This window comes from Caballeronia sp. dw_19, assembly GCF_018449515.1.
Taxonomy (GTDB): Bacteria; Pseudomonadota; Gammaproteobacteria; order Burkholderiales; family Burkholderiaceae; genus Caballeronia.
On record NZ_JAAVUQ010000008.1, the window covers coordinates 165,237 to 189,105 of the forward strand.

A 23,869-nucleotide genomic window follows, 5' to 3' on the forward strand; every position below is an offset into this window, starting at 1 on the left:
TTGTTTAAGGAATTTAGCGACCCGGACTTTTTTTGGCGTAAAGCCAAGTTACCGTACCGGCAAAGAAGCCCATAAATAGCACGAACAGCGCTGCCCGACCCATACGATGCAACGTTGGTAATCTACAGGGGACGTCATGAAATAACCATTGAAGTGCTGGACCCGCCAGAAACTCTCCAATCAGCCCGATGCAACTTGTGCTCAGTAGAAACACAATCACAAAGTACGCCCAGCGCTTCAATTCAACTCCGGTCCTTGGATTCATTTTGTGCCATTAACCTTGTTCTGCGCAGCACCACCGCCGAGCTCCTGAATCACTCCCGCACCGGTTGCACCAGACCATGACGGGACAGGATTTTTCGGCACAGGCACTGACATTCCCATGCCAATCTCTTTCCATTCCTGGCGATACCACGGATTCAATACGTTGTTTAGACTCCCTTCGATTTTTGTGCCAATTGGATAGCCAATTGCGGTACCCACTGCGGCGCCAGCCATCAAAGCATTCGGATTCTGACCACCGATCGCTGAACCAGCCAGCGCTCCACCTGCATTGATAAGAAGCGCAGGAACAAATCCCATTCCTGTCGAAACGCCGCCAGTCAACCCAGCCATACCGAAACTTGCCCAGTCGAACGGCTGCCCGTTGTATATCTGGACACCACCATTAGCACCCATCCCGATCGCCGAACCCGCGCCCATCATTCCTAGTGTAGCGAGTCCTCCGCCGGTCACTGCACCTAGGGTGACCATCCCCGCGCCCGCAATTGCTGTGCTTACGGGATTGTTCTTCACGTTGTTCGTCACTAGCTCGTTATACGTCTGGCCGCTGCCAATCTGACTCTGCCCGGCGTTATACGCCGACTGATTGCTTGCGATGGATCTAGCGACCAGATGTTTTTTTGTCATAAAACCAAGACACGGTGCCAGCAAAGAAACCAATGAACGCCACAAACAGCGCCATTCGCCTCACACGATCCCACGACGGCAATTGGTAAGCCGCGTCATTCAGTAGCCATTGCAACACCGGACCAATAGCAACTTCAATGATCGTGACCCCGAGCGCCATCACGATTAGCCACAGCACCACGAGGTGCAGCCACCGAAATAGTTCAAAGCTAGTCTTAGACTTCATTTTTTGCCTTCGACCTTATTTTGCGCAGCCCCACCAGCCTTTTCTTGCGCCACTCCGCCTACAGCGCCTCCCGTCCAAGAAGGTATAGGGTTCTTCGGTACAGATACTGAGATTCCCATGCCTATGTCTTTCCATTGTTGCCTGTACCAAGGGTTCAACACGCTATTAAGGCCGGCCTCTGCTCCAGCGCCGAGCGGATAGCCGACAGCGGTTCCAGCCGCCGCACCAGCCATTGAGGCGTTCGGGTTTTGACCGGTGACAGCAGAGCCAGCCAATGCCCCACCCACGTTGACCAGCACCGCCGGAACAAAGCCCATCCCCGACGACGCGGCACCGGTCACACCCGCAAAGACGAAGCTCGTCCAGTCGAAGGGTTGACCACCAGCCACTTGTACGCCGCCGTTGGCCGCAAGACTGATGGTCGAGCCTGTTGCCATCGTCACTGCGGTAGCTAAGCCGCCCCCAGTGGCTACGCCTAGACCAATTATTCCAACTCCAGCCAGCGTCGCGCCAACAGGATCGTTCTTTATGTTGGACTTCACCAGATCGTTATATGTCTGGCCCGTCCCAATCTGGCTCTGCCCCGCGTTATACGCCGACTGATTGCTCGCGATGTACTGGCTGTTGTAGTCGTGATTAGCGTAGTTCGAATCGGTTTTGTAGCCGTCGCAATTCAGATTCTGGCAACCAATGATGCTGCGCACTTCGTAATCGTGCTTGCCGCCAGACCCAGCCGCCGTCTGCTGATCCGAATTACTCAATATCTCCGCCACAATCCGGCCTTCGGCTTCTTGCACACTGATCCCAAGTGCCTTGGCAACGATCGGCGCATCCTTCTTCGCCATCGCATATTCATCAGGATGCAACTGCCGGTTGTAGATCTCGTTATTGGACGCTGAGCCAGCCCCAGCAAGCGCCCCTTGCCCACCCGCCAACGACCCCGCGGCCGCTCCACCCGCTGTCGCCACAACAACGTTCAGCGCATTACGCGCCGCTTCCTGCGACCCCGGCGGCAATCCACTGACTGCCTGATCGATGATCGGTTTGACAAGCGCCGTCAACGCATCGCCCGTCAGCGAGCCGCCAACTGCTCCAGCAATATTGCCGCCCGAGATTGCAGCCCCAATCGCGGCGACCGCCGCGTGCATCGCATCACGTCCGGGTTTGCCTTCTCCGAACACCTCTGGATTGCTCTTCGCCAGTTCTCCAGCCGCTTCAGCCATCGCGTACGTCGCAGTCTTCCCAAACGCCTGCGCAAACGCCAGATCGTTTTGCGTCTCCCGCAGATTGAACGTGTTCTGAACCGTCTGATTCGCATTCGTCGTGTCACGCGAGAGCCCAGCCGTGCTATCCGTGCCGCTGGCTTCATCCGACTTCACCGTGATCGTGCCGGGACTGATCGCAGCGTACGTCGTGCCGTTGGCGTTATCGCTCGTTTGCGCCGCTTGCGGACCGCCCACCGTCCCCGTGTTAAGCGTCACGCCCGTCGTCGATCCCGACGACTCAAACGTGTTGGCAATGTTGCTGAAGCCGAAGGTCCCTGTGGTCAAGCTGTTCTTGTCCGCGCTCGCCGAGCTCGCAATCTGCGCCCCATTCAACTGCGTATGCCCAGCCACATTCACATCAAACCCGCCCTCACCCGCAACAATACCCGTCTGCTGACCCACCGCATCGAAGTTGCTGTCAATCTTCGTGCGGCTCGCGAACGCACTGCCCGAGAGCCCGCCCGCGCCAAACGTATAGCTCAAGCCACCGCCCGCGCTGCTTTGTCGCTCAGCGTAGTTCGACGTGTCTTTCTCGCTCGTCATCGTCAGGTCGCGACCTACATCCACACTCACCGCATTGCCCGAGGCCTGCGCACCATCAAGCGTCGTATCCCGCCCCGAGTGGATCGTGAGCGCATTACCTGCCGCCACCGTCGTGTTCTCCTGCGTCACGCTCTCGCCGTTGCCATGCCCGCTCGCCGCATAACCGCTGGCAAACACGCTGATCCCCGCACCGCCCTTGGAACTCACCCCAATCCCGACACCCGCATTCCACCCGGTCGAACCATTCGTGCTCGAATCCTGCTCCGTACTCTGCGCACTTTTCAGCGTCACATCGTTGTTCGCCCACATATCGACGTCCCTGCCCATCACGTTCGCGCCGGTCATCGTGATATTGCCCGTTCCCGCCGCGCCGTTTTCTCCGGTCGCCGTAATACTCACGTTACCGTTGCCAACAATCGATGACCCGCGCGCCTGCGAGATCGACGTGCTCGACGCCTGGCTGTTCTGGCTCGATCCAATGCTCAACTGCAACTGAACACCCGATGCGTTCGCAACATTGCCGCCGCTCGCCAACGCGTCCGCCGTGCCTGCAATCTGGCCACGATTCTGATACGCCGCTTCCGCCGCCGCCAACCCCTGCACCGCAGCCAGTCGCGAATCGCCCGATTGCGTCCCAGACTTCACATCGGCGACCATGGTTTGAGCCGTATCCAACACTCCGCCGCCGATACCCACCGTCAGCCCTGACTGCTTCGACCTTTGCGTCTGTGCATCCTGATACGTGTCATACGCAGCATTCACCGTGACGTTCTGACCTTTGATCGCCACGTCCTGACCTGCCACCACCTGGCTGCCCGTGAGCGTCACATCATGACCGGCGTTAATCGATACATCGCCTGCCGATGCGCCGATCGTGCTGCCGTGGTTCGTCACGCTTGATGATTGATCCGTCTGCGCCAACGACCGGCTGCCAATCGTCACGCCCAAGCCACCGCTACCCATCAAGCCTGACTTGCTCGATTGGTACCCACTGCTTTGCGTGTCCGTGCTTTGCGACGTGGTGATGTTCACATCGTGCCCGGCACTCAGCCCCACAGCGTCGGTACCGACCACCGCGCTTCCACGAACATTGATATCGTGACCTGCGCCAATCGCCACCGAGTCGCCCGACACGAGTGAGCCCGTCGCGTTGTCGCCGGTAAACATTCTCTGCGTATCCGTTGTTGACCGCGATAACAAGCTCTTCGATGACGAGTGCGATGTGTCGCTGAAACTGGTCTTGTCGTGCGCTTCGACCACGTTCACATCGCCCGTCGCCCCCATCACCACCTGACTGTTTCCCGCGCCATTCGTGCCCGCAACAATCGACGAACCCTGAAGGGTCAGGTCTTTCGCCGGTGCACTTCCAGCACTCGGCAAGACCAGATTACCGTTCGCATCCGACTGCGCACCGGCCAGTACCGTGACATTGCCGCCCGCCGACAGCGAGCTGGCCGCATTCGTCTCGACGCTCGAATGCACCGTCTCCCAGGAGCGGCGAGATTCCGAGTGCCCATCGTTCGTGGTCGTGTTGGTCGCGCTCACAATGCTCACGTTCCCAGCTCCCGCGACCACCATGCTCCCCCCGGCGTTCAACTGACTGCCGGCTACATTGATATCGCCGCCGCTGACAACGCCAAGATTTCCACCCGCCGATATCGTGCTTCCCGCCGCCTGCGTCGAGACAGTGTGCTCAGTGTTTTTGCCCGCCTGCGTGGCAATGTCCGAGCCCGTGTCCACCGCCGCAATGTTCACCGCATGTCCCGCCGACATCCCGATCCCCGCACCTGCCGTGATCTGCGCACCTTGAACCGTGATGTCATTGCCGGCGCTCATCAACGTCGTCCCGCCCGACTGAATCTGCGCCACCTGTCCAATCGACGTGTGAGACGACACGCCGCTCGCCGAGGCCGACCATTCCGTGTCCGTCACGGACCGATTGACGATGTCATGCCCCGCCTGCATCCCGACGTTACCGCCCGAGATCAAACCGCCGATGTTCTGGATATCGTTGTTCGCCACCAATACCGTGTTCTGCGTGCTGCTGATCGCGCCACCGTTGTTCGTGATATTGGCGCCACTGATGCCAACCGAATTGCCTGCGATCAACGCGCCGGTCGGCGGGAGCGTGGCGTCATCCGTCCTGGCGAGATAGACCTGTGGCACGAGAACGGTTTGCCGGGTGCCATCGGGCATGGTCACCGTCTGGTTGACGAGCCATACGATGTCCTCAGTCAACGCAGCCATCTGCGCGTCCGTGAGCGCAACGCCGGGTTGCAGGCTGAACTGCTTTTGGACCGCCACACCGCTCAACATCAGTTGCTGATATTGCTGCTCGGCACTGGTGTCGCCAGGCAGATATTTGCGCCCTGTCAAACTCGTTACCTGATTCTGAACCAGTTGCGTCTCATAGAAACCATCGCCCAGGCGCTTTTGCGTCTGTTCGGGATTGATACCGAGCAGACTGAGCATGTAGTCACTGGAAATGAATGTGCCATAGCTCGTGAAACGTGGGTCGGTCTGCACCAAATAGCTCTGGCCCGGCGTATCGCTGACTTTATACAACCCACTCGTTGGCAGTACCGGACTCAACAGGGCGGCACGCGCACCATCGACGTTTCGTACCGCACCCGACACCGCCGCGGCAGCGCTCGCGCCACCCGTTGCGTTGATCGTGCCGGTGTTGGTCATCACCGCACCCTGGGCACCATTGGCCGCGCTGCCTGCTGCACCGGCCGTGCCCGTTCCTCCAATCGAACCGCCCGCGCCAGCAGCACCGGCCATGCCCACCGAACCCGATGCACCCGCCGTAGTGATTGTGTCGCCTGTGCCCACCGCGCCTGCGAGCGTCACATTACCCAGGCCCAGTGCCTGCGCGCTGGCGCCAGCAACACCACCCGCCGCCGACACGCTGTTGTTCGTGATGTCGCCACCGTTGATCGACACGGTCTGATTGCTCGTGATCGTGCCGCCGGCAATGCCGGTGTTTTGGGTAATGGACGGATTGGTCCATGTGACCCACTGAACCGGCGCGGTCGGATCGGACGCCCATGGGCTGCTATAGCCCGAGCGATTCGAAAATGAATACGTCGTGCTCAGTTGCGTACTAGTGTTGTTGATCGCTGCGTTGCTGCTGCCGTTCGTGCCATTGGCGACCTGCTGCTGGTTGACGTTCAGGTCGCCGCCCGCAGCCACCGTGCCGTTGTCGTTATTGAACTGGCTGCCAATAACCAGGTTCATCGCCGACCCGGCGGTCATTAGCGCAGGTGCACCGCTCGCGGCAGACAACGTGGTCTCCGCGACGGTCTGTGTCGCTTGCCGCTCGACTTCCGTTGGATACGAACCCGGACCGCTGCCCGCGCGGCGCTGCTCGGTCGCCTTGATGATCTGCGTAGTCGGTTCCGTGTAACCCGGATACGTTTCAAGCCTCACGCAGGAGGTCGTGCAGTCTCCGTATTGATTCGAATAGGAAATGGTACCGATCTGGTTGGAGACCGTATCAAGGCCGTGATCTGGAAACGCAGTGCTTGCGCCGGTCTGGTCCGGGTTCGACTGGCCGGTGGTCTGACTGTAGACGTATAAGACAACCTGTCCCGCGGACAAGTCCACTCGCGACTGCTGCCCGTATTGGATGTTGCCGCCGCCGTTGGGTTGACCGTAAGTCAGACCACTCTGCTGCCACTGAAATACCGATGCGTTCGCGGGCAAGTTGACGACCACACGCTGCACGATATAACCATCGGGTGTCACAACGGGCGTTGAAGACACGATATCCGACGGATTCACGTAATACGCAGTTTGAATAATCGTGTTCGCATCCTGGAACGGGGCGGTGTTACCGGGCTGCCCCGGGTGCCACCACGGCAGCTCGTTCATCACATATGTTTGGGTGCTTGTCGTGGTCGTTGTCTGGATATTCTGGCGGACGTTATTGATCTGGTTCGCAGCCGCATTCAGATTGGCGCCGGCTTCAATCGTCGATGACAAGTTATTGATGGTCCCGGTCTGATTGATCAGGGTGCCGTTCGCATCGGTGCCGCTGTTCGCGGCCATGTTGACGTCGCCGAGACTATAGATGGTGGCACCGTTCTGATTGTTGACGGTGCCCGGCACCCACAGGTTGACCTGGTCAGTGCCCGCGATAACTGCGGAAGCGCCGTCGTTGGTCAGCGTGTTCGCGTTCGCGGTGATGGTCCCGCCGATAATCGTCGCCGTGTTCTCGAGCGTGTTGCTGATCGTGGTGACGGTATTGCCTTCAATACGCCCGGCGTTGTTGATATCACCCGCGCCATTGCCTGCGATCAACGTCGTTTGGCCCGTCGCGGAATCGCCTGCCGTGCCCGACACAATGTCTGCGCCAGCCGTGTTCACGATATTCGCCGCGTTCACGGTCACGCCGCCCGCTGCGGACAATGTCTGCTCGTTCGTGAGCGTGCCGGTTGTGGACAACGTGAGGTCGTGGTTCGCCGTGATCAGGTTGCCGGCGTTGTACGTGTAGTCGCCTTGCAGCGAAACAGTTGCGTCATGGCCGCCGATGATCTTGCCATCGCCGGTAAGCGTGTTGGCTGTTATCGCCAGGTCACCACCGCTTCCCACCGAGCCGCCGTCATTCTGCAGCGCTCCCGTGGAAATCGTAACGGTTCCGGTGCCACCCAGTGGATTCGCAATTTGCCCGTTCGTGTTGTTCAGGCTAGCCGTCGTCAGCGCAACGTTACCGCCGCTTACCGTTCCGCCAACGTTAGAAAACACAGCGCTCGGCTCGTTGAGCGTCAACGTGCCGCCAGAAACAAGTTGGCCACCGTCGTTGACAACATTGCCCGGCATGGTCAACGTCAACGCCCCGCCCGCCGCCGCCTGAGCGCCTTGGGTGTTACTGAAATTTGCACCCGAGATGGCGACATCACCGTTTCCACCGATCATGGCCGCCGAGCCCGCGTTTGTGATCGCGCCCGTCGCGTTCACGCTCGTCTGGGCCGTTCCCGTATTGGTTAGGATACCGTTCGTGTTATCGATCGAACTGCCTGCGAGCGTCAGCGCACTGGTTGGCCCAAGGCTTTCGATCTTGCCAGCTACATTCGATACCGCACCCGCTGCCGAGATGGCAAGATCGCCTTGGGTCGCAATCGTGCCGCCGTCATTAACCAATGACGATTGTGAAGCGATGGCGACGTTGCCAAGGGCGGCAATCGTGCCGGACGTGTTGTCGATTGCAGCCGCGTTCACCGATACGTCCGCAGCACCACCAATCGTGCCGGCACGGTTAGACAACGCCTCCGCTGCAACCACCGTGACAGCGCCACTGCCAAGTCCGTGGACCGTGCCGCTGTCGTTATCGATCGATTGCGCGCTTACCGTTGCAGCGCCCGTTGCCGCCTCGATCGTCCCGCCTGTGTTAGTGACTGCGCCCTGACCCGCAGACAGCGCAACCGACGATCCGCCGATGTATCCGCCCACGCCACCAAGCGCGCTGTTATCGACACCGGTCTGCCCCGTCAACGACTGCGTGCCAAGCGCCGATATCTGGCCGCCACGGTTCGATACAGAACTCGCGTTGACTGTCGACGTGCCGTTGGTGCCGAGCACACCGCTGTCGTTATCGAACGCACCGGTTGCTACGTTGAGACTGCCCGACCCCGAGTGCGTGATCGATCCGTTCACGTTGATCAGCGTCTGCGGTGTCATCGACAAATCTGTCGCCGCGATTTGTATCGAACCCGCAGTGTTATCGAGCGTGTTCGCGACATCAAGCGTGGCCGTGCCGCCCGATCCTGTCTGCGCGATCTTGCCACCGGCGTTGGTCAGGTTGTTCGCATGAAGGCTCGCCGATGCAGCGTTGACCCAGCCATCGGTGTTATTGAGCTCGTCAGCGGTGATCGTCACGGCACCGGCAGCCGTGGACGTTCCCGACTGAATGGTGCCGCCCGCGTTCGTCAATTGCGTGCCGGCCTGCACCGTCAGCGCATCCACTGACGCGAGCGTCCCGCCGTTGTTATTCACTGCCGTACCAGTAACGTCAAGCGTGCGCTGAGCGCTTATCGTCCCGCTGTTGGTAATAGTGGTTGCGCTTAGCGATGCAGCGCCGTTGCCAGAGATTGATCCTGCGTTGGACAAAGCGCCGGTTTTAATATCGAGCGTGCCGGTGCCCGCGTGGGCGATGGTCCCTTGAGCGCCGTTAGTCAGCGAGCCGGACGAGATCGTAAAATCCTGGCCGTTGCTTTGAAGCGTTCCCGCCGAGTTGTCCAGCGAGCCCGCAACCGAAACGGTGGTGTTACCCGTCCCGCTTTGACTCACGACTCCGGCGTTATTGATGAGATTGCGCGCCTGAACCTGAACTGACTTACCCGATGCTGTACCACCCGAGTTATCGAACGTGTTGACCACTGCGATGCCCAGATCGGTTGCGGCGCTTAGCGTTCCGCTATTCGTGAATGACCCGGCCGTGATCGATGCAGCGCCGTTGCTGCCGATCACCCCGCGCGAACCATCGGCTGCGGGGGCATTGCTCAACTGCCCAGCAACGTTGAGCGTCATCGCGTCCGTGCCGAGCGAAACAATGCGTCCCCGGGAGTTATCCAGCGATCCGGCGGACACGCCGAGCGGACCACTCGCATCAATCTCCCCGCCGATGTTCGACATCGCACCGGGTGTCGAAATGGAGAGCCCGCCCTGACTGATGATTGCGCCGCGATCGTTAGTCAGCGAAGACTGCGATGCAACATTTACCTGACCACGGGCCGTTATCGTGCCTCCTGTACTGTCGATCTGAGCAGCGCTAACCGATACGTTGCCGTTACCGCCAATCATGCCACTGCGATTCGAGACCGCACCGCTCGTGGTCACCGTGACGGAGCCCTCGCCCAGTGCGTGGACGGTGCCGCTGTTGTTATCGAGTGTCTGTGCGTTGAGCGTTGCCGGACCCGTCGCTGCTTCAATCATCCCGCCAGTGTTCGTCACGCTACCCTGCTGCGTCGACACGGCGACGCTTGCGCCACCGATGTAGCCGCCCACATCCGCTAAGGCGCTGTTATCAACGCCCGTCTTCCCCGTTATCGATTGCGTGCCAACGGCCGAGATCTGACCTCCACGGTTGGACACCGATGACGCGCTGATCGTCGATGCGCCGTTCGTGCCGAGCACACCGCCATCGTTGTCCAGCGCGCCGGTCTGCACGCCAAGCGTGCCGTTACCAGCGTGCGCAATAGTCCCGTTAACATTGGTCAGCGTCTGCGGTGTCAGCGCGAGATCGACCGCTGCAACCTGTATCGACCCGGAACTGTTATCGAGCGTGTTCGACACATCAAGCATGGCCGTGCCGTTTGTCGCTGACTGCGTGATCTTGCCGCCAAGGTTCGTCAGGTTGACTGCGTGAATGCTCGCGGAACCTGCATTGATTACGCCCTGACTGTTATCCAGGTTGCCGGCAGTGATCGCTACCGTGGCCGGCGTAGAGGAAGTCCCCGAGCGTATCGTGCCGAGTGCGTTGGTGAGCTGAGTTTTGCTCTGCAACGTCAAGTCGTCGACAGATGCGAGCGAACCACCATTGTTATTTATCGATACCGCCGTCACGCCGAGTGTGCGCTGAGCGCTCACGGTGCCGCTATTTGAAAGCATCGTCGCGTTCGCTACGGCGTCGCCATTGGTCGTGATAGCCCCGGCGTTTGACAATGCGCCGGTTCGGATATCGAGTGTTCCGGTTCCGCTGTGCGTGATCAACCCTTGAGTGCCGTTAGTCAGTAACCCTGATGATATCTTCAGATCACGCCCATTAGTTTCGAGCGTCCCTCCCGAGTTGTTCAACGAGCCTGCGACTGAAACCGTGGTGTTATCCGTTCCGCTTTGACTGATGACCCCGGCTTGATTGACGAGATCATGTGCCTGAACCTGAACCGTCTGTCCGGACGCGATGCCCTTCGAGTTATCGAACGTATTGGCGACGTTGATACCCAGGGTGGTTGCCGCGTTGAGCGTTCCGTTATTCGTCAACGACCCTGCGGAAATAGCGGTCGCTCCATTGCTGCCGATCAGGCCATTCGATCCGTCGGCGGCCGGCGCGTTGATCAACTGCCCGCTGACGCTCACCGTCAAGCCATCGGCGCCCAGCGCTGCGATGCGGCCCTGCGTGTTATCCAGCGATGCAGCGGATACGTTGAGCGCGCCACCCGCATCGACGCTTCCGCCGACGTTTGAAACCGCACCTGTGGATGCAACGGTCACGGCGTTCACAGCAGAGAGTGCGCCATCTTGATTGCTGATTCCCGATGCCTTCACCAACAGCGCGCCATTCGATGCGACCACACCGCCCTGATTATTCAAAGCACCGGTCGTCACGGTCAGCTTGCCGGACCCCGCGAGTTGCACCTTGCCGCCAACGTTTGCTATAGAGCCAGCCTGCAGCGCGAGGTCAGCCGCGTTGGTGGTCAAGGTGCCACCCGAGTTGTCGAATTCGCCCGTGATCTGAATTGACGTGTCGGCGGTACCGGTCTGGTTGATCAGGCCGCCTCTGTTAGTAAGACCCGCCGCGTTGATGTTGATCTGGGCCGCATTGATTTGCGCGAGTTCGTTTGCCCTTTGCGCGTCGTTGCGGACCGTGCCTGAAGGCGCATTGATGTCGATTTTCTGACCAGCGTTCGTGTTGGCGCCCATCAGGTTGACGTCACCGTTTTCTGCGAGCAGCGACAGGTTGCCGTTCGCCGTGGTCGTCGACCCCGAGAGATCAAGCGATGCGCCCTGCAGCGTCGCGTTGCCGCCCGCGAAGTTCCGGCCGTTCGCAGCAAGCGCATTGCTCGCGACGACGATCAGGTCGCCGGACTGGCCCACGTTGCCCGATGTATCCACCCCGGCAGCCAGGCTGCCCGTGGATGAAACGTTCCTGCCGTTGACCACGACCTGGGCCTGTCCCGCGATCGTGCCGCTGTTCGACACATCGCCGGGTGAGTTGACGGTCGCCGACTGAAGTCCGTAGATCGAGCCGCTGTTCTCTACGCCGCCAGCCGCCGATAGATTCAAATTGCCCGACGCGTTCGTGTTGCCCGTGACGACGAGCTTGCCTTGGCTTGAGAGCGTCAGGTCACCCGACTGCGCGGCGATGGTGCCCGCATCATTGACACCGACGCCACGCTCGGTCCCGACCAGCCAGATATGCTGAGCGTACATGCCACCCAGTTGGCTCACATCGACGCTGACCGAAGGCGCCGTCCCGGTGCCTGCGATGGGGGTTGCTGCCAGCGTCGAATGATCGACCTGATTGGCGCCGGTGATCACGTTCAATGAGTTCGCGTACACGCCGGCGTTCACCGACACGGCACGCGCGATGACATCGACCTGATCCAGATTCGATGCGTTCAAACCGGCGCCCGTGAGCGAGACGGTGCCGCTCGTGACGCGGAACGCATCGAGACTCCCGCTCGGTCCAATGACTGGCGTGCCGGTGGTGAGAATGCCCCGGCTGGTATTGATGAAGCCGCACCCCGAGCATGTGATGCCTGCGGAGTTTGCAATCACGACTTCGGCCTTGCGTCCTGCGACTTCGATCTGCCCCGCGAGCATGGACGGGAGATTGCCGGTCACCTGGTTCAGGATGATCTTGGCCGGTGATGTGAGGTTTGCGTTGCCGGGAATCCAGCCGGCGAGTTGGCTCTGGACGGAGGTCGGTGAATTGTTTAATACTGCCCCGGCGCGGCCGACGGAGAATTGATCGTACTGGTTGTTCGATACACCCGCAGCCGATGGGCGCGAGATCTGGACGAGTGGAATGCCTGAGGGCGTGGTCGCGACAGTTGGTTTTTGCGCTCCGGCATTCGAATTCGGAACGATCTGCGCGGCGACCCATACGGGCGTCAAGCCGAAGATGCAGAGGGCGCCGAATGCTGCCACTCTGAGTTGCCACACGAGGGGCAGCGGGCGGGATGGCGCATCGCCAGAATTTCCGCTGCTTGAACACCTTCCAGATACCGTCTCCGCGACCGCAACTAATGCGCCTTGAACACGGCTGAAAACAACACGGAAACAGTTCTTATTCATTTCATTACACGCGTGGCAATCCTAATGGCCGGCGAGTGTAATGGTTACGTTTATGAAAATTGATACAAAGTGTCAAGGTAAGCTAATTATTGTTGTCGTGTTGGATTTACATGTTTTTTCCGACGACGCGGTTATCTCGTTGACCCGGTCTTTTCAGAATATTCTGAATTTGGCGCATTTGTCTGCATCGTCGGATAGTGCAGATTGGGACACGCGATAAGAACATTTGGCAAGTTTTTGATCGTTCACTTTGTTCAGTACGGGCCTCGTCGAGGATGTGCTCCCGCACGCTCACATTCGATGGAGATCCGAATCGCGAAAGGGGTACCTGTCTACGTTGTGTGACAATCAAGTTCTCACCCTATAAATTACAGCACGGCGGAAGCTCATGAACACCAACAAGAAAGTGACGTATCTGGTCAGCATCTTTATCGGTACTCCGACGCAGCAGCACGCGCAGATCAAAGACATCGCGGCGCAAGTGTCAGGTGACGACTATGAGTTCTTGCATCTGCATCAAATGGGCGCGTTCCTGGTGCTGAACACGGATCGCAACGCCAAGGAACTGGCGGGTTCGTTCTCGCGTGCGACAGCGGCCGATGACCGAGTGTTCATCTGCGAAATGGGCCAGGATTGGCACGCGCTCGGATTGAACAAAGCGATGTTCTGGTTGCAGAACCATCTGGCGACCAAGACGCAGACGCCAGCGACTAAGAAAGGGAATCCGTTTGGGGATGCGTGATTGCATGTGAGTTTTTGGGCGAGTCTCGGGTGACAGATCGCACTTGGCGAATTTTGTGCTGAAGGACAATAGTGCAGATGTTTAGTCGAATGACAAGTGTCCGGCCATTGCGGCTATTTGCCAATGGACGCTTGCGTGACTGCTTCAGACTACGAACCGGACGTTCTGCGATCGGAAGCCCAGTGAGCATGGCGCTTTCACTTTAACGCCTTTGCCACGCGGTTCTTCAGTTGCTAAATCGACGCCACTTGAGGTGTATGTGTTTTTTTGTCCGATAATAAAATAAATATCGATACGCCTGCGCGTTCAGCAGAACCATAGGACATCGAGTTCAGATGGTGAGCCACCGTGCTTTCGTTAAGAAAAGATCTAAATCATACGTGTGCGCTCGCAGACAGCGCGGATAGCCGCAATCAAGGCGGTTAATGGTTCTAGTGCGCTGCCCGTGACGGATGTGAGTGCGGCCGGTCTGGAAATCGAGTCGCAAATTTATGCACCGCCTAGCATTGCGCCGCAGCTAGTCCGGTGCTTTCGGCTTTGGCGGGGCCATCACTGCGTGTGGCCTATCAGAGCACTTTAGTCCAGGAAATTCGAAGCGTGCTCTGGGCAAGTTTCTAAGCGCAACTAATAGAACTCACACGTCCTCGGTGTGGAATAACAGCGACCGAAAGAGGTTGAACAGTTACGCTATAGGGAAGTGTGGGATGCCCAATCAGTATAGTGTGTGCGTATTCACGCCACCCGTAAAGCGGTGATCTCTAGCCGATTTGCGAACCTACGATGTACAGTGACTCGCTTCTGTTCAGAGTAGCCGGAACCAATTACGCCTGGCCCGTAAAGCTAACCGGTGCATCCCACTCGTGTACGATAGCCGTTCAATAGCTTTTTAGCAACGCCTTTTTCTCTAATGAAGAAAGCAACTCAGCCCGGTTCCACGACGTGAACCAACGATATTGTGCGAATTTCTTCTGCTGATCTAAAACTTCGTGGTCGCTGGGCGCTGAATTTGTGACCGTTGAAATCAAACGTCTCGTCAATTCTCTTCGTTTTGAATCTTCAACGAAGGGACAGGCTAGTATGTCGAGCAATAAATATACTTTCTCAGAATTGGTGCGAATATCTGATAACTCTACAAGTATCGCGTCCACGTCTTTTAATATTTTCTTTTTAATATCTCGATATGAATTTTCTAGGTCATCGCCAATATAAAATAGCAGAGACGTTATCTCAAAATAAGACATCCTTCGGTCATCCGTAATGTTCACGATCTTTTCAAGCACTGTTCGCGAAACTAAATATTGACGTCCGAGAAGTTTTAATGCAACAAGAATATTAAGTGCTTCGAGCAAAGCAAAATCAGCACTATCTTTTGATATTTTCTTGAATCCACTACTTTCAAAAAACGAGTTAGATAGTGTGTAAATTAAGCTCCGCACCTCGTTTGCACTTTCGGGCATTTTTTCATCAAAATAAGCGCATGCGAGATCAGTGATAATGCATATTTTCACAGAGCCGTTTTGACTTGGGCTGATTGTGTAAAAATGGAAAACAAGCTCAATAAGCACCAGAAAAAAATCCACGTGGCTATTCTTTGACGCGTCCTCTGGAAATTTATACTTGGCATTCCGCTCAGTAAATGAAATCAATAGATTCGCAAGCACCGATATTAAGTAGCCAGAGACTACCTCATAGGCAGAAGGTGATCCGATGCAGGCAGATTTTATTTCGTTTAGAAATGCGACAATAACCCGACGGCGGTTATATATCCTCTTTGGTGGGAGAGCTAAATCCGGTGCAGCCGAACCTTTCTCGCCGATAAGTTTATCGAATAGACTACGAAGGCTTTTCTTAGCCAATTGCAATGATCGACTTTTCTCCGTAATGAATGGTCTGACGGCTTTTATCGTTTTACCGGCGTTAAGACTAAGTTTGTAGAATTTAAGGCAATCTTCGACCACCTTTGAAACGATTTGCGACATTTCGTCAGAGGTGGAAAATATAAATATGTCGTCAACGTAGCGACGAATGGTGTAGTCGATGTTGTTAAAAAATCCCTTTTTTTCTAACTCTCGGCAGATATTTCGATCGATTCTCTGAAATATTATTTCTGAAAAGATTCGACTAATTTCCGGTCCAATTATAATTCCTGCAGTCTCATTGTAATTGGACCGTTGCATCAGAGTATCAAAGATCGAGCCGAACGTATTTTTGGTGCTGGCAATAGCTTTGGAATGGGTTTTTGTTTTTAGAGCCCATGTTATCGAATGGGTGTACACGCTATCAAAACAACGTGCTATATCGATCGACCAGAACGATGAATATTTTCGCTCGAGACTCAGAAATTCTGTTGAGTCAAAAAAATGGTGAAGTCGTGTATAGCCACGATAGGAAAAATAGGATGTTAAGTACTTACTTTTCGTCTCGGCCTGCCGGGTAGTAATCGTTTCGGACCGAAATTTATATCGGTTCTCTTCTTCATTTTTAGAGTAATATTTACTGGCAATTGTTTCGGGGCACCTAATGCTAAACGGGCTTTCTTTACATGCAAGGATCATTTGTTGATCGAAACCTTTATAGAGTTCGATGAACTTGATTTGCGTACTTGGGTGTATCAGGGCAAGAGACCGATACGACTCGCTATCTTTCCGCATTTTATATGGCAGAGGGATCGTATAGTTCGTGATGTCGTCGCTCTGAAAAAGAAACGCCATGACCTTAGGAAAGAAGCTTGTACCTTCCTCGTATTTTTTCCAATGCCAGTAAAAGCCAATGTTGGAAAATATGACTGGCACATCATACGAAGAAGTTTCAGTCAAGAGAATTCGCGCGTAGTCTTCTTTTTCTACCCGGCGGAGTGCTTTTGTCATTTTTTCCATGCCTCTTTCAGTGTTTTGAGGTCTTTATTCGTAAAGTAATGCAGTCGACGTTTGTAAAACCCGCTAGAGAAAGTATAGCCGACCAACTTGCGTCGCTTTGTGAAGTCAATTTTGCTCTGGATTTTCATCGAAAGTGCGTGATTTTTCGAGAAGAGCAATCCCCGCAGAAGTGCGTCTAGTTTTTTGAGCGGGCAATCTCGGGTAATATTTTTTTCGTGATAATTGTAATAAATTCCAGTTTTGATACTTATATTTGTAGATGGATCATTTATTATGTAATTCCCCGTCAAAGCTTTTATGCGGTTTTCGAGCAATGCAAACGCGGCGGAATGTGTCGATGTGCTTATGTAACTAGTGAATGAATTGATAACTCGACCGGTGAGTTTATCGATTTTTTCTTGACAAATATCGACCTCAATCCTGCGCTTCGGAATTCCGAGAATAGTATCGTGCAGGTGATTATTTTCAAATATCGAGAACTGATATCCAAGATATTCGAAAGGATGTATTTTTAAATTTTCTTGATTGTTATCAGTTGCGCGAGGTACAAAATGCTGTGATATTTTTTTCCCCTTTTTATGGATATTTAGTCCAGGAAAAATATTTTTATCAAGTAAATTTATAGCAGCTGACTTGTTCAAATCGGGGGACGTAATCAATACTATATCGTCAACGAATCGAGCGTAAAAGAAAACGTCGTTCTCTCGTTTTATTGCATTGTCGAATTCGTGAAGTACATACTCGGAAAGCGTCGCGCTAATACCAAGGCCCCGGGGTAATCCAACGATACTCTGCTTATCGAGTCTATCGAATAACTGAAAAATAAGCAAAATCGTCTGACGCGAGCATTGACCGTCATTCATTAGGCGTTTCTTGAGTTCTTTTCGATCTATGTTTTCGAAAAAAGATTCGATATCGAAGCGAAAGATATTATACGGCCCGCTCTCTTTTAACATGGAGATCAGGTTTTTTATTATTACATTTCTATTTTGCTGTCTAATTCGATAGTTCGCACGGATGTTTTGCGAGACCAAGCGTGTGGCCAACATCTGTTCGATGTTGCGGCATTTGTAGGCTGATTTTCCTCTAATCGTGATCTGATCAAGGTCCGCGTGAAAAAGTGTTCCGGCGTTGATCCCTTGTAGTGTTCTGTTCGCGGCTGCTAGCCGATTCTTGCGGTCGAGCAGTCTTTTATCATTGATCAGATCGCTATAGGTAATGCATCGCGCGAGTCTTTTCTCTGTATAGGCAAGTTCAATCACATCTCCTCCGGTGAGCGACGCGCGTGTGTAAAGTGTTTGGTAGGGCCATTTTTTCCTTTGCTTATTAACCGCGCAAGCATTGCGACGAACTGAGTCCTGCAAGCTCGAAAGCTTGAAAAAACGCACTACTTGAATTCGGGGGTGGCGACCGACAGAATTTGTCTTGGTTGAGCTTCTTCATTTTTACCTTCATGTCTTTGCTGACCGATCTGGTGCGCCGATGCTATCAGAGTTAGTGTCGTTGTCCGATCCGCATTCTATTACTTCGGGTCAGTGCAAAATTCAGTGACTTCCGCGGCGTTGCCGCATCCGCGGCCGCCAACACAGAATGCCCGGTCAGATCAAAACGGCATGCTAGTGGCAATTAGGAAGCAGCGATTTAGGCCGAAAATGGGCGAAGTGAAGACGGTGACGACCATTTGCGGCTGAACGCCATTCGGCCGAACCACTTGCTTGCGCCTTCAAGTCTTCACTTCATCGAAGCGTATTCGTTTCTTCTGCGTCTCCGCGCCATCCGACGATCACTTTAACTACCATCCTAAAGTGACCACCTCTCAAAGCCTCCACCCCCATGGAATTCGATACCAAAGTAGCCATCATCATCCTCGACGATCTCGCCATCTGGCAGAAACTCAACGTAACCGCGTTCCTCGCGACCGGCATCGCGGGCGCAGCGCCTGACGCAATGGGCGAGCCTTACATCGACTCAGCCGGCAGAACCCACGCTCGCCTCCTCGGCCAGCCCATCATGGTCTACCAAGCCGACACCCCCGGCCTCCTCCGCGCCTTCCGCCAAGCAATCGAACGAGAACTAACCCGCGCCGTCTACGTCCGCGCGATGTTTTCAACTGGCCACGATGAAGCCAATCGGGAAGTGTTTCTAAAGGAGCCGGCAGACACGCCCGATCTGGTCGGACTGGCCGTAAGAGGCCCGAAGAAGGCAGTCGATAAAGCCATCAAGGGCTTATCGCTGCATGGATGATTGAAACAAGATTGAACCAAGATCGAAACGCGGTCACACGCCAACCCACCGACCGCAATTCCCAACTCAGCCGCGCAACGGCCAAGGCAAAAACAAAAAACACTACCCCCCCAAAGCCCCCGCCGCGCCCATAGCATGCCGCGCCTGAACCAACGAAGTCCTTGCCGCCCGCGCATCCCCCGCGACCCTCAAAAGCGCACCAAGCTGCGAGGGCTCCTTCAACAACTCCCTCAATATCGGCAGAATCGTCGTAGTCCCATCATCCCGCAACCCAGCCGTCGCAGCGCTCGGCAAACTCCGCCACGCCGGATCAACGATCGCCCGACAAACCGCAAACGGCAATCCCCGCGCCGTAGCAATCGCCCCGGCAATATGCGATTCCATATCCACCGCAAGCGCCCCAGTAGCCCGATAAAGCGAGCCCTTCTGCTGCTCGCCGGTCAAAGGCGCAGCCACACCGGCCATCGTCCCTCGAACCGCCTTCGCCTCCAGCGGCGTCCCGGCAAAAGCCGCAAAGAGCCTGGCAGACCATTCCGGATCGGTATCAAGCACACCGAACGGCCCCGACACAGAACTCGCGATAATCACCGTCCCCGGCTCCAGCTCCGGCGAAAGCCCTCCCGCCGTCCCGAAACTAATAATCCCGGAACATCCCCGCGCCAACGCTTCGCTGATCGCGCGCTCAAGCAAATCCGACCGCGCCGCAAACACCGACTCCACTCCAGGCCCACGCGCGATACGCGCTTCAAACGCCATCCCCGTCACCGCAATCACGGGCAGACGGGCATCTTCGGAGCCAGAGGAGCCGGAGCCAGAATTAGACCCAGAGCCAGAAGCAAAGCTCGGTCGCGAACTCACATGCCCGCCGTCACGCGCGACGTACCGTCGCGCATCATGTTCCTGTACCGTGCCAGCGCCCAAAGCGGGAAAAACTTTCTATACCCGTGGTATCGCAGATAAAACACTCTTGGGAATCCGGTCGCGGTAAATCGCGTTTCATCCCACAAGCCATGTTCACGCTGCGTGACATGCAGATACTGCACGCCCTTCGCCACCGCCGGATGATCGACAAACCCCGCCGCCATCAACCCAAGTAACGCCCACGATGTCTGCGAAGCCGTGCTCGGCGCCGCTTCATATCCGCGATAGTCGAGCTTGTAACTCTCCCCGCCTTCACCCCAGCCACCATCGGCGTTCTGGATGCTGACAAGCCAATCTGCGGCGCGTTGAATGTGGCTATCGGTAAGAGGCAATCCAGCCGCATTCAGCGCACACAGCGCCGTCCACGTCCCATAGATATAGTTCAGCCCCCATCGACCATACCAACTTCCATCGCGTTCCTGACCGCGCAAAATGTAGTCGAGCGAGCGCTTCGCCGGCTCACTCGTCGCGGGCAATTCACCCAACTGCGCGAGCATCGAAAGACAACGCCCGGACACATCAACAGTAGGCGGATCGAGCAACGCGCCGTGATCGGAGAAAGGAATGTTGTTGAGGTAATACTGCGTGTTCTCAGGCTCGAACGCGCCCCACCCGCCGTCGCTGCTCTGCATGCCGACGACCCATTCCCGCCCGCGCGCAATCGCTTCGCCATACAACGCGGTACCGTTTTCACGATCGGCGCGTTCCATTGCCATCGCAACCACAGCCGTATCGTCCACATCCGGATAATGCGGATTCGCGAACTGGAAGGCCCACCCTCCAGGCCGGATATTCGGCCGACGTGAAATCCAGTCGCCACGTACATCGAGAATCTGCAGCGGCACCAACCAGTCCAGACCACGCGAAACGGCAGCGCGCGCCTTGGGCGTATCGGCTTCGAGCAACGCGTGCGCGACGAGCGACGTGTCCCATATCGGCGATAAACACGGTTGGCAATAAGCCTCGCCGTCCGGCGCTTCATCGATGATCAAAAGCTTCTCAATCGACTTGCGCGCAATCGCCCGGTTCGGATGATCTTCCGGATAACCGAGCACGTCGTACATCATCACGGAGTTGGCCATCGCCGGGAAAATCGCGCCGAGGCCATCTTCGCCATTCAACCGTTCATCGACGAAACGCACCGCCGCTTCGACCGCGCGTTGCCGCGTGTGGCGCGGGAACAGCGGATCAGCGGCGCGCAGCACGACATCCACGCAGCGGAACAGCACGAACCAGCCCTGATGCTGATGCGGCGCACGCGCGGCCATGCCGGCGTTCACGGGGGCATCGAAGAACAGTTCATCGATGCGCACGCCCTTCGGATTGCGCGCGCGCGGCCGCTTCGCGTTGAGCACGAGCAGCGGCACGATCACGGTCCGCGCCCAGTACGACACTTTCGACAAATGGAACGGGAACCACTCGGGCAAGAGCGTGATTTCCACGGGCATCATGGGCACCGCGCGCCACGACACCACGCCGAACAGCGCCAGCAGAATCCGCGTGAACACGTTCGCTTTTTCCGCGCCGCCGGCCGCGATAATCGCGCGGCGCGCGCGCTGCATGTGTTCGGCTTCAGGCGAATCGCCGATCATCTTCAGCGCGAAATACGCCTTCACGGTGGCGCTGACGTCCATCGCGCCATCGGTGAAAAGCGGCCAGCCGCCATCGGCGCGCTGGATCCTGCGCAAGTACCGCGCGATCTTCGCTTCGAGTTCGGGCTTCGGCGTTTCGCCAAGGTAATGCACGAGCAGCACGTACTCGGCGGGAATAGTGGCGTCGGCTTCGAGTTCGTAGAGCCAGTAGCCGTCGGGATGTTGGTCGGCAAGAATGGCATCGGCAGCGCGCGCCACCGACGCTTCCAGCGCCGCCGCCGTCACCGGCTGGATACCGGGCGGCTGGACAGTTTCGTTCATCAGCGTTGCACCGAGAAATCAATCGAGGGATTCATAAGCAGGTCCGCGGCCTTCTGGCCGGAGCGGATCGAGCCTTCAATGGTGGCAGGCAGCCCGTTGGCCGTCCAGTCGCCGGCCAGCATCAGGTTGGACCAGCGCGTCCGCGTGCCCGGCCGGAGGTTTTCCTGGCTCGGCACGGCTGCAAAGGTCGCACGCTTTTCCGTGACAATTTGCCATGTCGGCATGCGCTCAACGGGCAAGCGCGCCGCCTTCGCCACTTCTTGCCAGATGGTCTGGGCCAGCGCCTCGCGCGGGGTATCCAGAAGTCGATCCGCGCCGCTGATGGTCACGGAAAGACGTCCATCGAACGCGAACAGCCATTCGGCGGTGCCGTTCAACAAACCGGTCATCGGCTCGAAGGCGAGCGGCGGATCAATAGCGAAATGCGCATTGACGATCGCGCGGAATTCGTTCGGCGCGGTAAGCCCCGGCACAAGTTGTTGCGCGACGTTGGGCGGTACGGCAAGCACCACGCCGTCGTGAACACCGATGTCCACGCGGCCATCGTCGAAATCAAGCGACGTCACGCGCGTCTTCGAATCCGTGCCGGCGAAGCCGATCTCACGGACCCGCGACCCGAGCTTGATCTCCGCGCCGCCATATTGCAGCAGACGCAACGCGGGATCGACGAACGCATGGCCCAAGCCGTTGCGTGCGACCAGCGGACGGCACGCCTGACCGCCAAGCAGCAGCGATTCCTTCAGCACGTTGCCGGCGAGCACCGCGCTGCCTTCACGCGGATCCACATTCAGCACGGCCAGGAACAGCGGGTTGATCAGCGCGTCCCACAAGCGCCCGTTCGTGCGCATGGTTTGCTGCATCGTGCGTCCGGGTTTGGCGAACAGCAGCGGCGCCAGCGACAAATAATCCGCGGGCATGGTGCCCGGAACACGCGCGGCGGAATCGAAGATCCAGCCCGGCACGCGGCCCGGCGATAGCTTCACGGTCCAGCGCGCGCCGCTGCGCAAATCCATGAACGGAAACTCGGGCTGGGTCGGGCCGACGAGTTCATCGGCCGCGCCAATCGCCTTGGCATAACTCAGCGTGGCGTGGTTGCCCGACAGCACCAGATGGTTGCCGTTATCGATCGTGGCGTTGAGCTTGATATCGAAGTAAGAACGGCATCGGCCGCCAGCGTGCGGCGCGGCTTCGTGCAGGACCACACGCGCGCCACGGCGCTGCAACTGGACCGCGGCGGCGAGTCCCGACAACCCGGCGCCAATCACATGAACGAGACGCGACATCAGAAAATATGTCGCGCGACGATCCACAGCAACCGCGAACGCGGCGTGCGGACGTGGTTGCGCGGGAGATCGAAGCCGCGCTTCAAATTCGCTTCAAGCACGCACCGGTACGCACCCGACATGATGCGCGGCGCCCGCACCTGAACACGCGGCGCGGTCGCCATGATCGCGTCGGATTGCGCGTAGTGGGAACGGGCGCGATCGGCAAGCGTCAGGCAGACGCGCGGCAAGCGGGCATCGTTGACGATGGACGCGATGTCGGTCGTGGAAATGCCTTCGCGGGACAGCAGTTCTCGCGGCAGATAAACACGCCCAATGCCGGCGTCTTCATCAATGTCACGAAGAATGTTCGTGAGCTGCAGCGCGCGGCCGAGGTGGTGCGCGAGACGCCGTCCGGCATCTTCGTGCATCCCGAATATCCTCACCGATAACCGCCCGACCGCGCTCGCCACGCGGTCGCAATACAGGTCGAGCGTGGCTTCGTCGGGCGCGACGATGTCTTCGGCGGCGTCCATCGCCATGCCGTCGATCACGGCAATGAAGTCATCGCGCGAGAGATGAAAGCCCTGGATATGGTGCGTCAACGCGGCCAGCGACCTGCGCGGCTTGCCGGCGTAGCAATCGTGTATATCCGCGCGCCATTGTTCGAGCGCGGCGGCGCGTTCGCCGCGCGGCAATGTGCCGTCGGCAATATCGTCAACCGCGCGACAGAACGCGTAGACCTGATACATGGCGTCGCGCTGCGCAGCCGGCAGGATGCGCATGGCGAGATAGAACGAACTACCCGACGTTACCTTGGCAACGTCGGGAGCAGGATCGTCGGCGATAAGATTGGAAACGGCCAAGACGGACTCCGCTGTGGCGCCCCCAAGGGCAGCAAGTGTTAAATCGGGCGCCGGGCATCCGGCTTCATGGAACATGCTTTGA

Annotated in this window: 11 protein-coding genes; 2 read left to right on the top strand and 9 right to left on the bottom strand. The window is 57.2% G+C overall.

The features are described 5' to 3' along the window. Positions 1-261: 261 nt before the first annotated feature. Genes HB376_RS14145 through HB376_RS41635 form a run of 3 tightly spaced genes read right to left on the bottom strand, consistent with a single transcriptional unit; the run spans position 262 to position 12,816 of the window. On the bottom strand, positions 262-909 hold the full coding sequence (locus HB376_RS14145) for a hypothetical protein (RefSeq protein ID WP_213764285.1): 648 nt from the start codon (positions 907-909) through the stop codon (positions 262-264). Continuing rightward, positions 884-1,135 (bottom strand): hypothetical protein, encoded by a 252-nt coding sequence (locus HB376_RS14150; protein ID WP_213764286.1) that lies wholly within the window; start codon positions 1,133-1,135, stop codon positions 884-886. Before HB376_RS14150 ends, HB376_RS14145 begins: the two co-directional genes overlap by 26 nt. Next, positions 1,132-12,816 carry a hemagglutinin repeat-containing protein gene (locus tag HB376_RS41635; protein ID WP_346730493.1) on the bottom strand — a complete coding sequence of 3,895 codons (11,685 nt, stop codon included), beginning with the start codon at positions 12,814-12,816 and terminating at the stop codon, positions 1,132-1,134. The genes HB376_RS14150 and HB376_RS41635 overlap by 4 nt, the downstream gene beginning before the upstream one ends. A gap of 535 nt (positions 12,817-13,351) precedes the next feature. Between HB376_RS41635 and HB376_RS14160 the strand changes: the two genes are divergently transcribed. After that, a complete protein-coding gene (locus tag HB376_RS14160) occupies positions 13,352-13,705 on the top strand; it encodes a hypothetical protein (protein WP_213764288.1) in 354 nt (117 codons plus the stop codon). An 875-nt stretch (positions 13,706-14,580) separates the two neighbouring features. Here HB376_RS14160 and drt3b read toward each other — a convergent pair. Together drt3b and drt3a are read right to left on the bottom strand one after the other, a co-directional pair. After that, entirely contained in the window at positions 14,581-16,581 is a 2,001-nt protein-coding gene (gene drt3b, locus HB376_RS14165; RefSeq protein WP_213764289.1) for an antiviral reverse transcriptase Drt3b, read from the bottom strand. Then, positions 16,569-17,969, bottom strand: a complete 1,401-nt coding sequence (drt3a, locus tag HB376_RS14170) for an antiviral reverse transcriptase Drt3a (protein WP_213764290.1) — start codon at positions 17,967-17,969, stop codon at positions 16,569-16,571. Before drt3a ends, drt3b begins: the two co-directional genes overlap by 13 nt. A gap of 445 nt (positions 17,970-18,414) precedes the next feature. Between drt3a and HB376_RS14175 the strand changes: the two genes are divergently transcribed. Beyond that, complete coding sequence (locus HB376_RS14175; RefSeq protein ID WP_213764291.1) at positions 18,415-18,825, top strand: DUF2000 domain-containing protein; 411 nt, start codon at positions 18,415-18,417, stop codon at positions 18,823-18,825. A gap of 102 nt (positions 18,826-18,927) precedes the next feature. Here the strand turns inward: HB376_RS14175 and HB376_RS14180 are convergent, their stop codons facing one another. From HB376_RS14180 to hpnD, 4 genes are all read right to left on the bottom strand, one after another. Continuing rightward, positions 18,928-19,581 (bottom strand): phosphorylase, encoded by a 654-nt coding sequence (locus tag HB376_RS14180; RefSeq protein ID WP_213764292.1) that lies wholly within the window; start codon positions 19,579-19,581, stop codon positions 18,928-18,930. 98 nt (positions 19,582-19,679) lie between these two features. After that, complete coding sequence (shc, locus tag HB376_RS14185; RefSeq protein ID WP_213764293.1) at positions 19,680-21,659, bottom strand: squalene--hopene cyclase; 1,980 nt, start codon at positions 21,657-21,659, stop codon at positions 19,680-19,682. Continuing rightward, entirely contained in the window at positions 21,659-22,942 is a 1,284-nt protein-coding gene (hpnE, locus tag HB376_RS14190; protein WP_213764294.1) for a hydroxysqualene dehydroxylase HpnE, read from the bottom strand. Before hpnE ends, shc begins: the two co-directional genes overlap by 1 nt. Further along, on the bottom strand, positions 22,942-23,787 hold the full coding sequence (hpnD, locus tag HB376_RS14195) for a presqualene diphosphate synthase HpnD (protein WP_213764295.1): 846 nt from the start codon (positions 23,785-23,787) through the stop codon (positions 22,942-22,944). Before hpnD ends, hpnE begins: the two co-directional genes overlap by 1 nt. Positions 23,788-23,869: the final 82 nt, after the last annotated feature.

Bases quoted from the DNA above. Each gene is read 5' to 3' on its own strand.
- HB376_RS14145 (WP_213764285.1), bottom strand. From the start codon at position 909: ATGACAAAAAAACATCTGGTCGCTAGATCCATCGCAAGCAATCAGTCG.
- HB376_RS14150 (WP_213764286.1), bottom strand. From the start codon at position 1,135: ATGAAGTCTAAGACTAGCTTTGAACTATTTCGGTGGCTGCACCTCGTG.
- HB376_RS14160 (WP_213764288.1), top strand. From the start codon at position 13,352: ATGAACACCAACAAGAAAGTGACGTATCTGGTCAGCATCTTTATCGGT.
- drt3b (WP_213764289.1), bottom strand. From the start codon at position 16,581: ATGGAAAAAATGACAAAAGCACTCCGCCGGGTAGAAAAAGAAGACTAC.
- HB376_RS14175 (WP_213764291.1), top strand. From the start codon at position 18,415: ATGGAATTCGATACCAAAGTAGCCATCATCATCCTCGACGATCTCGCC.
- HB376_RS14180 (WP_213764292.1), bottom strand. From the start codon at position 19,581: ATGGCGTTTGAAGCGCGTATCGCGCGTGGGCCTGGAGTGGAGTCGGTG.
- shc (WP_213764293.1), bottom strand. From the start codon at position 21,659: ATGAACGAAACTGTCCAGCCGCCCGGTATCCAGCCGGTGACGGCGGCG.
- hpnE (WP_213764294.1), bottom strand. From the start codon at position 22,942: ATGTCGCGTCTCGTTCATGTGATTGGCGCCGGGTTGTCGGGACTCGCC.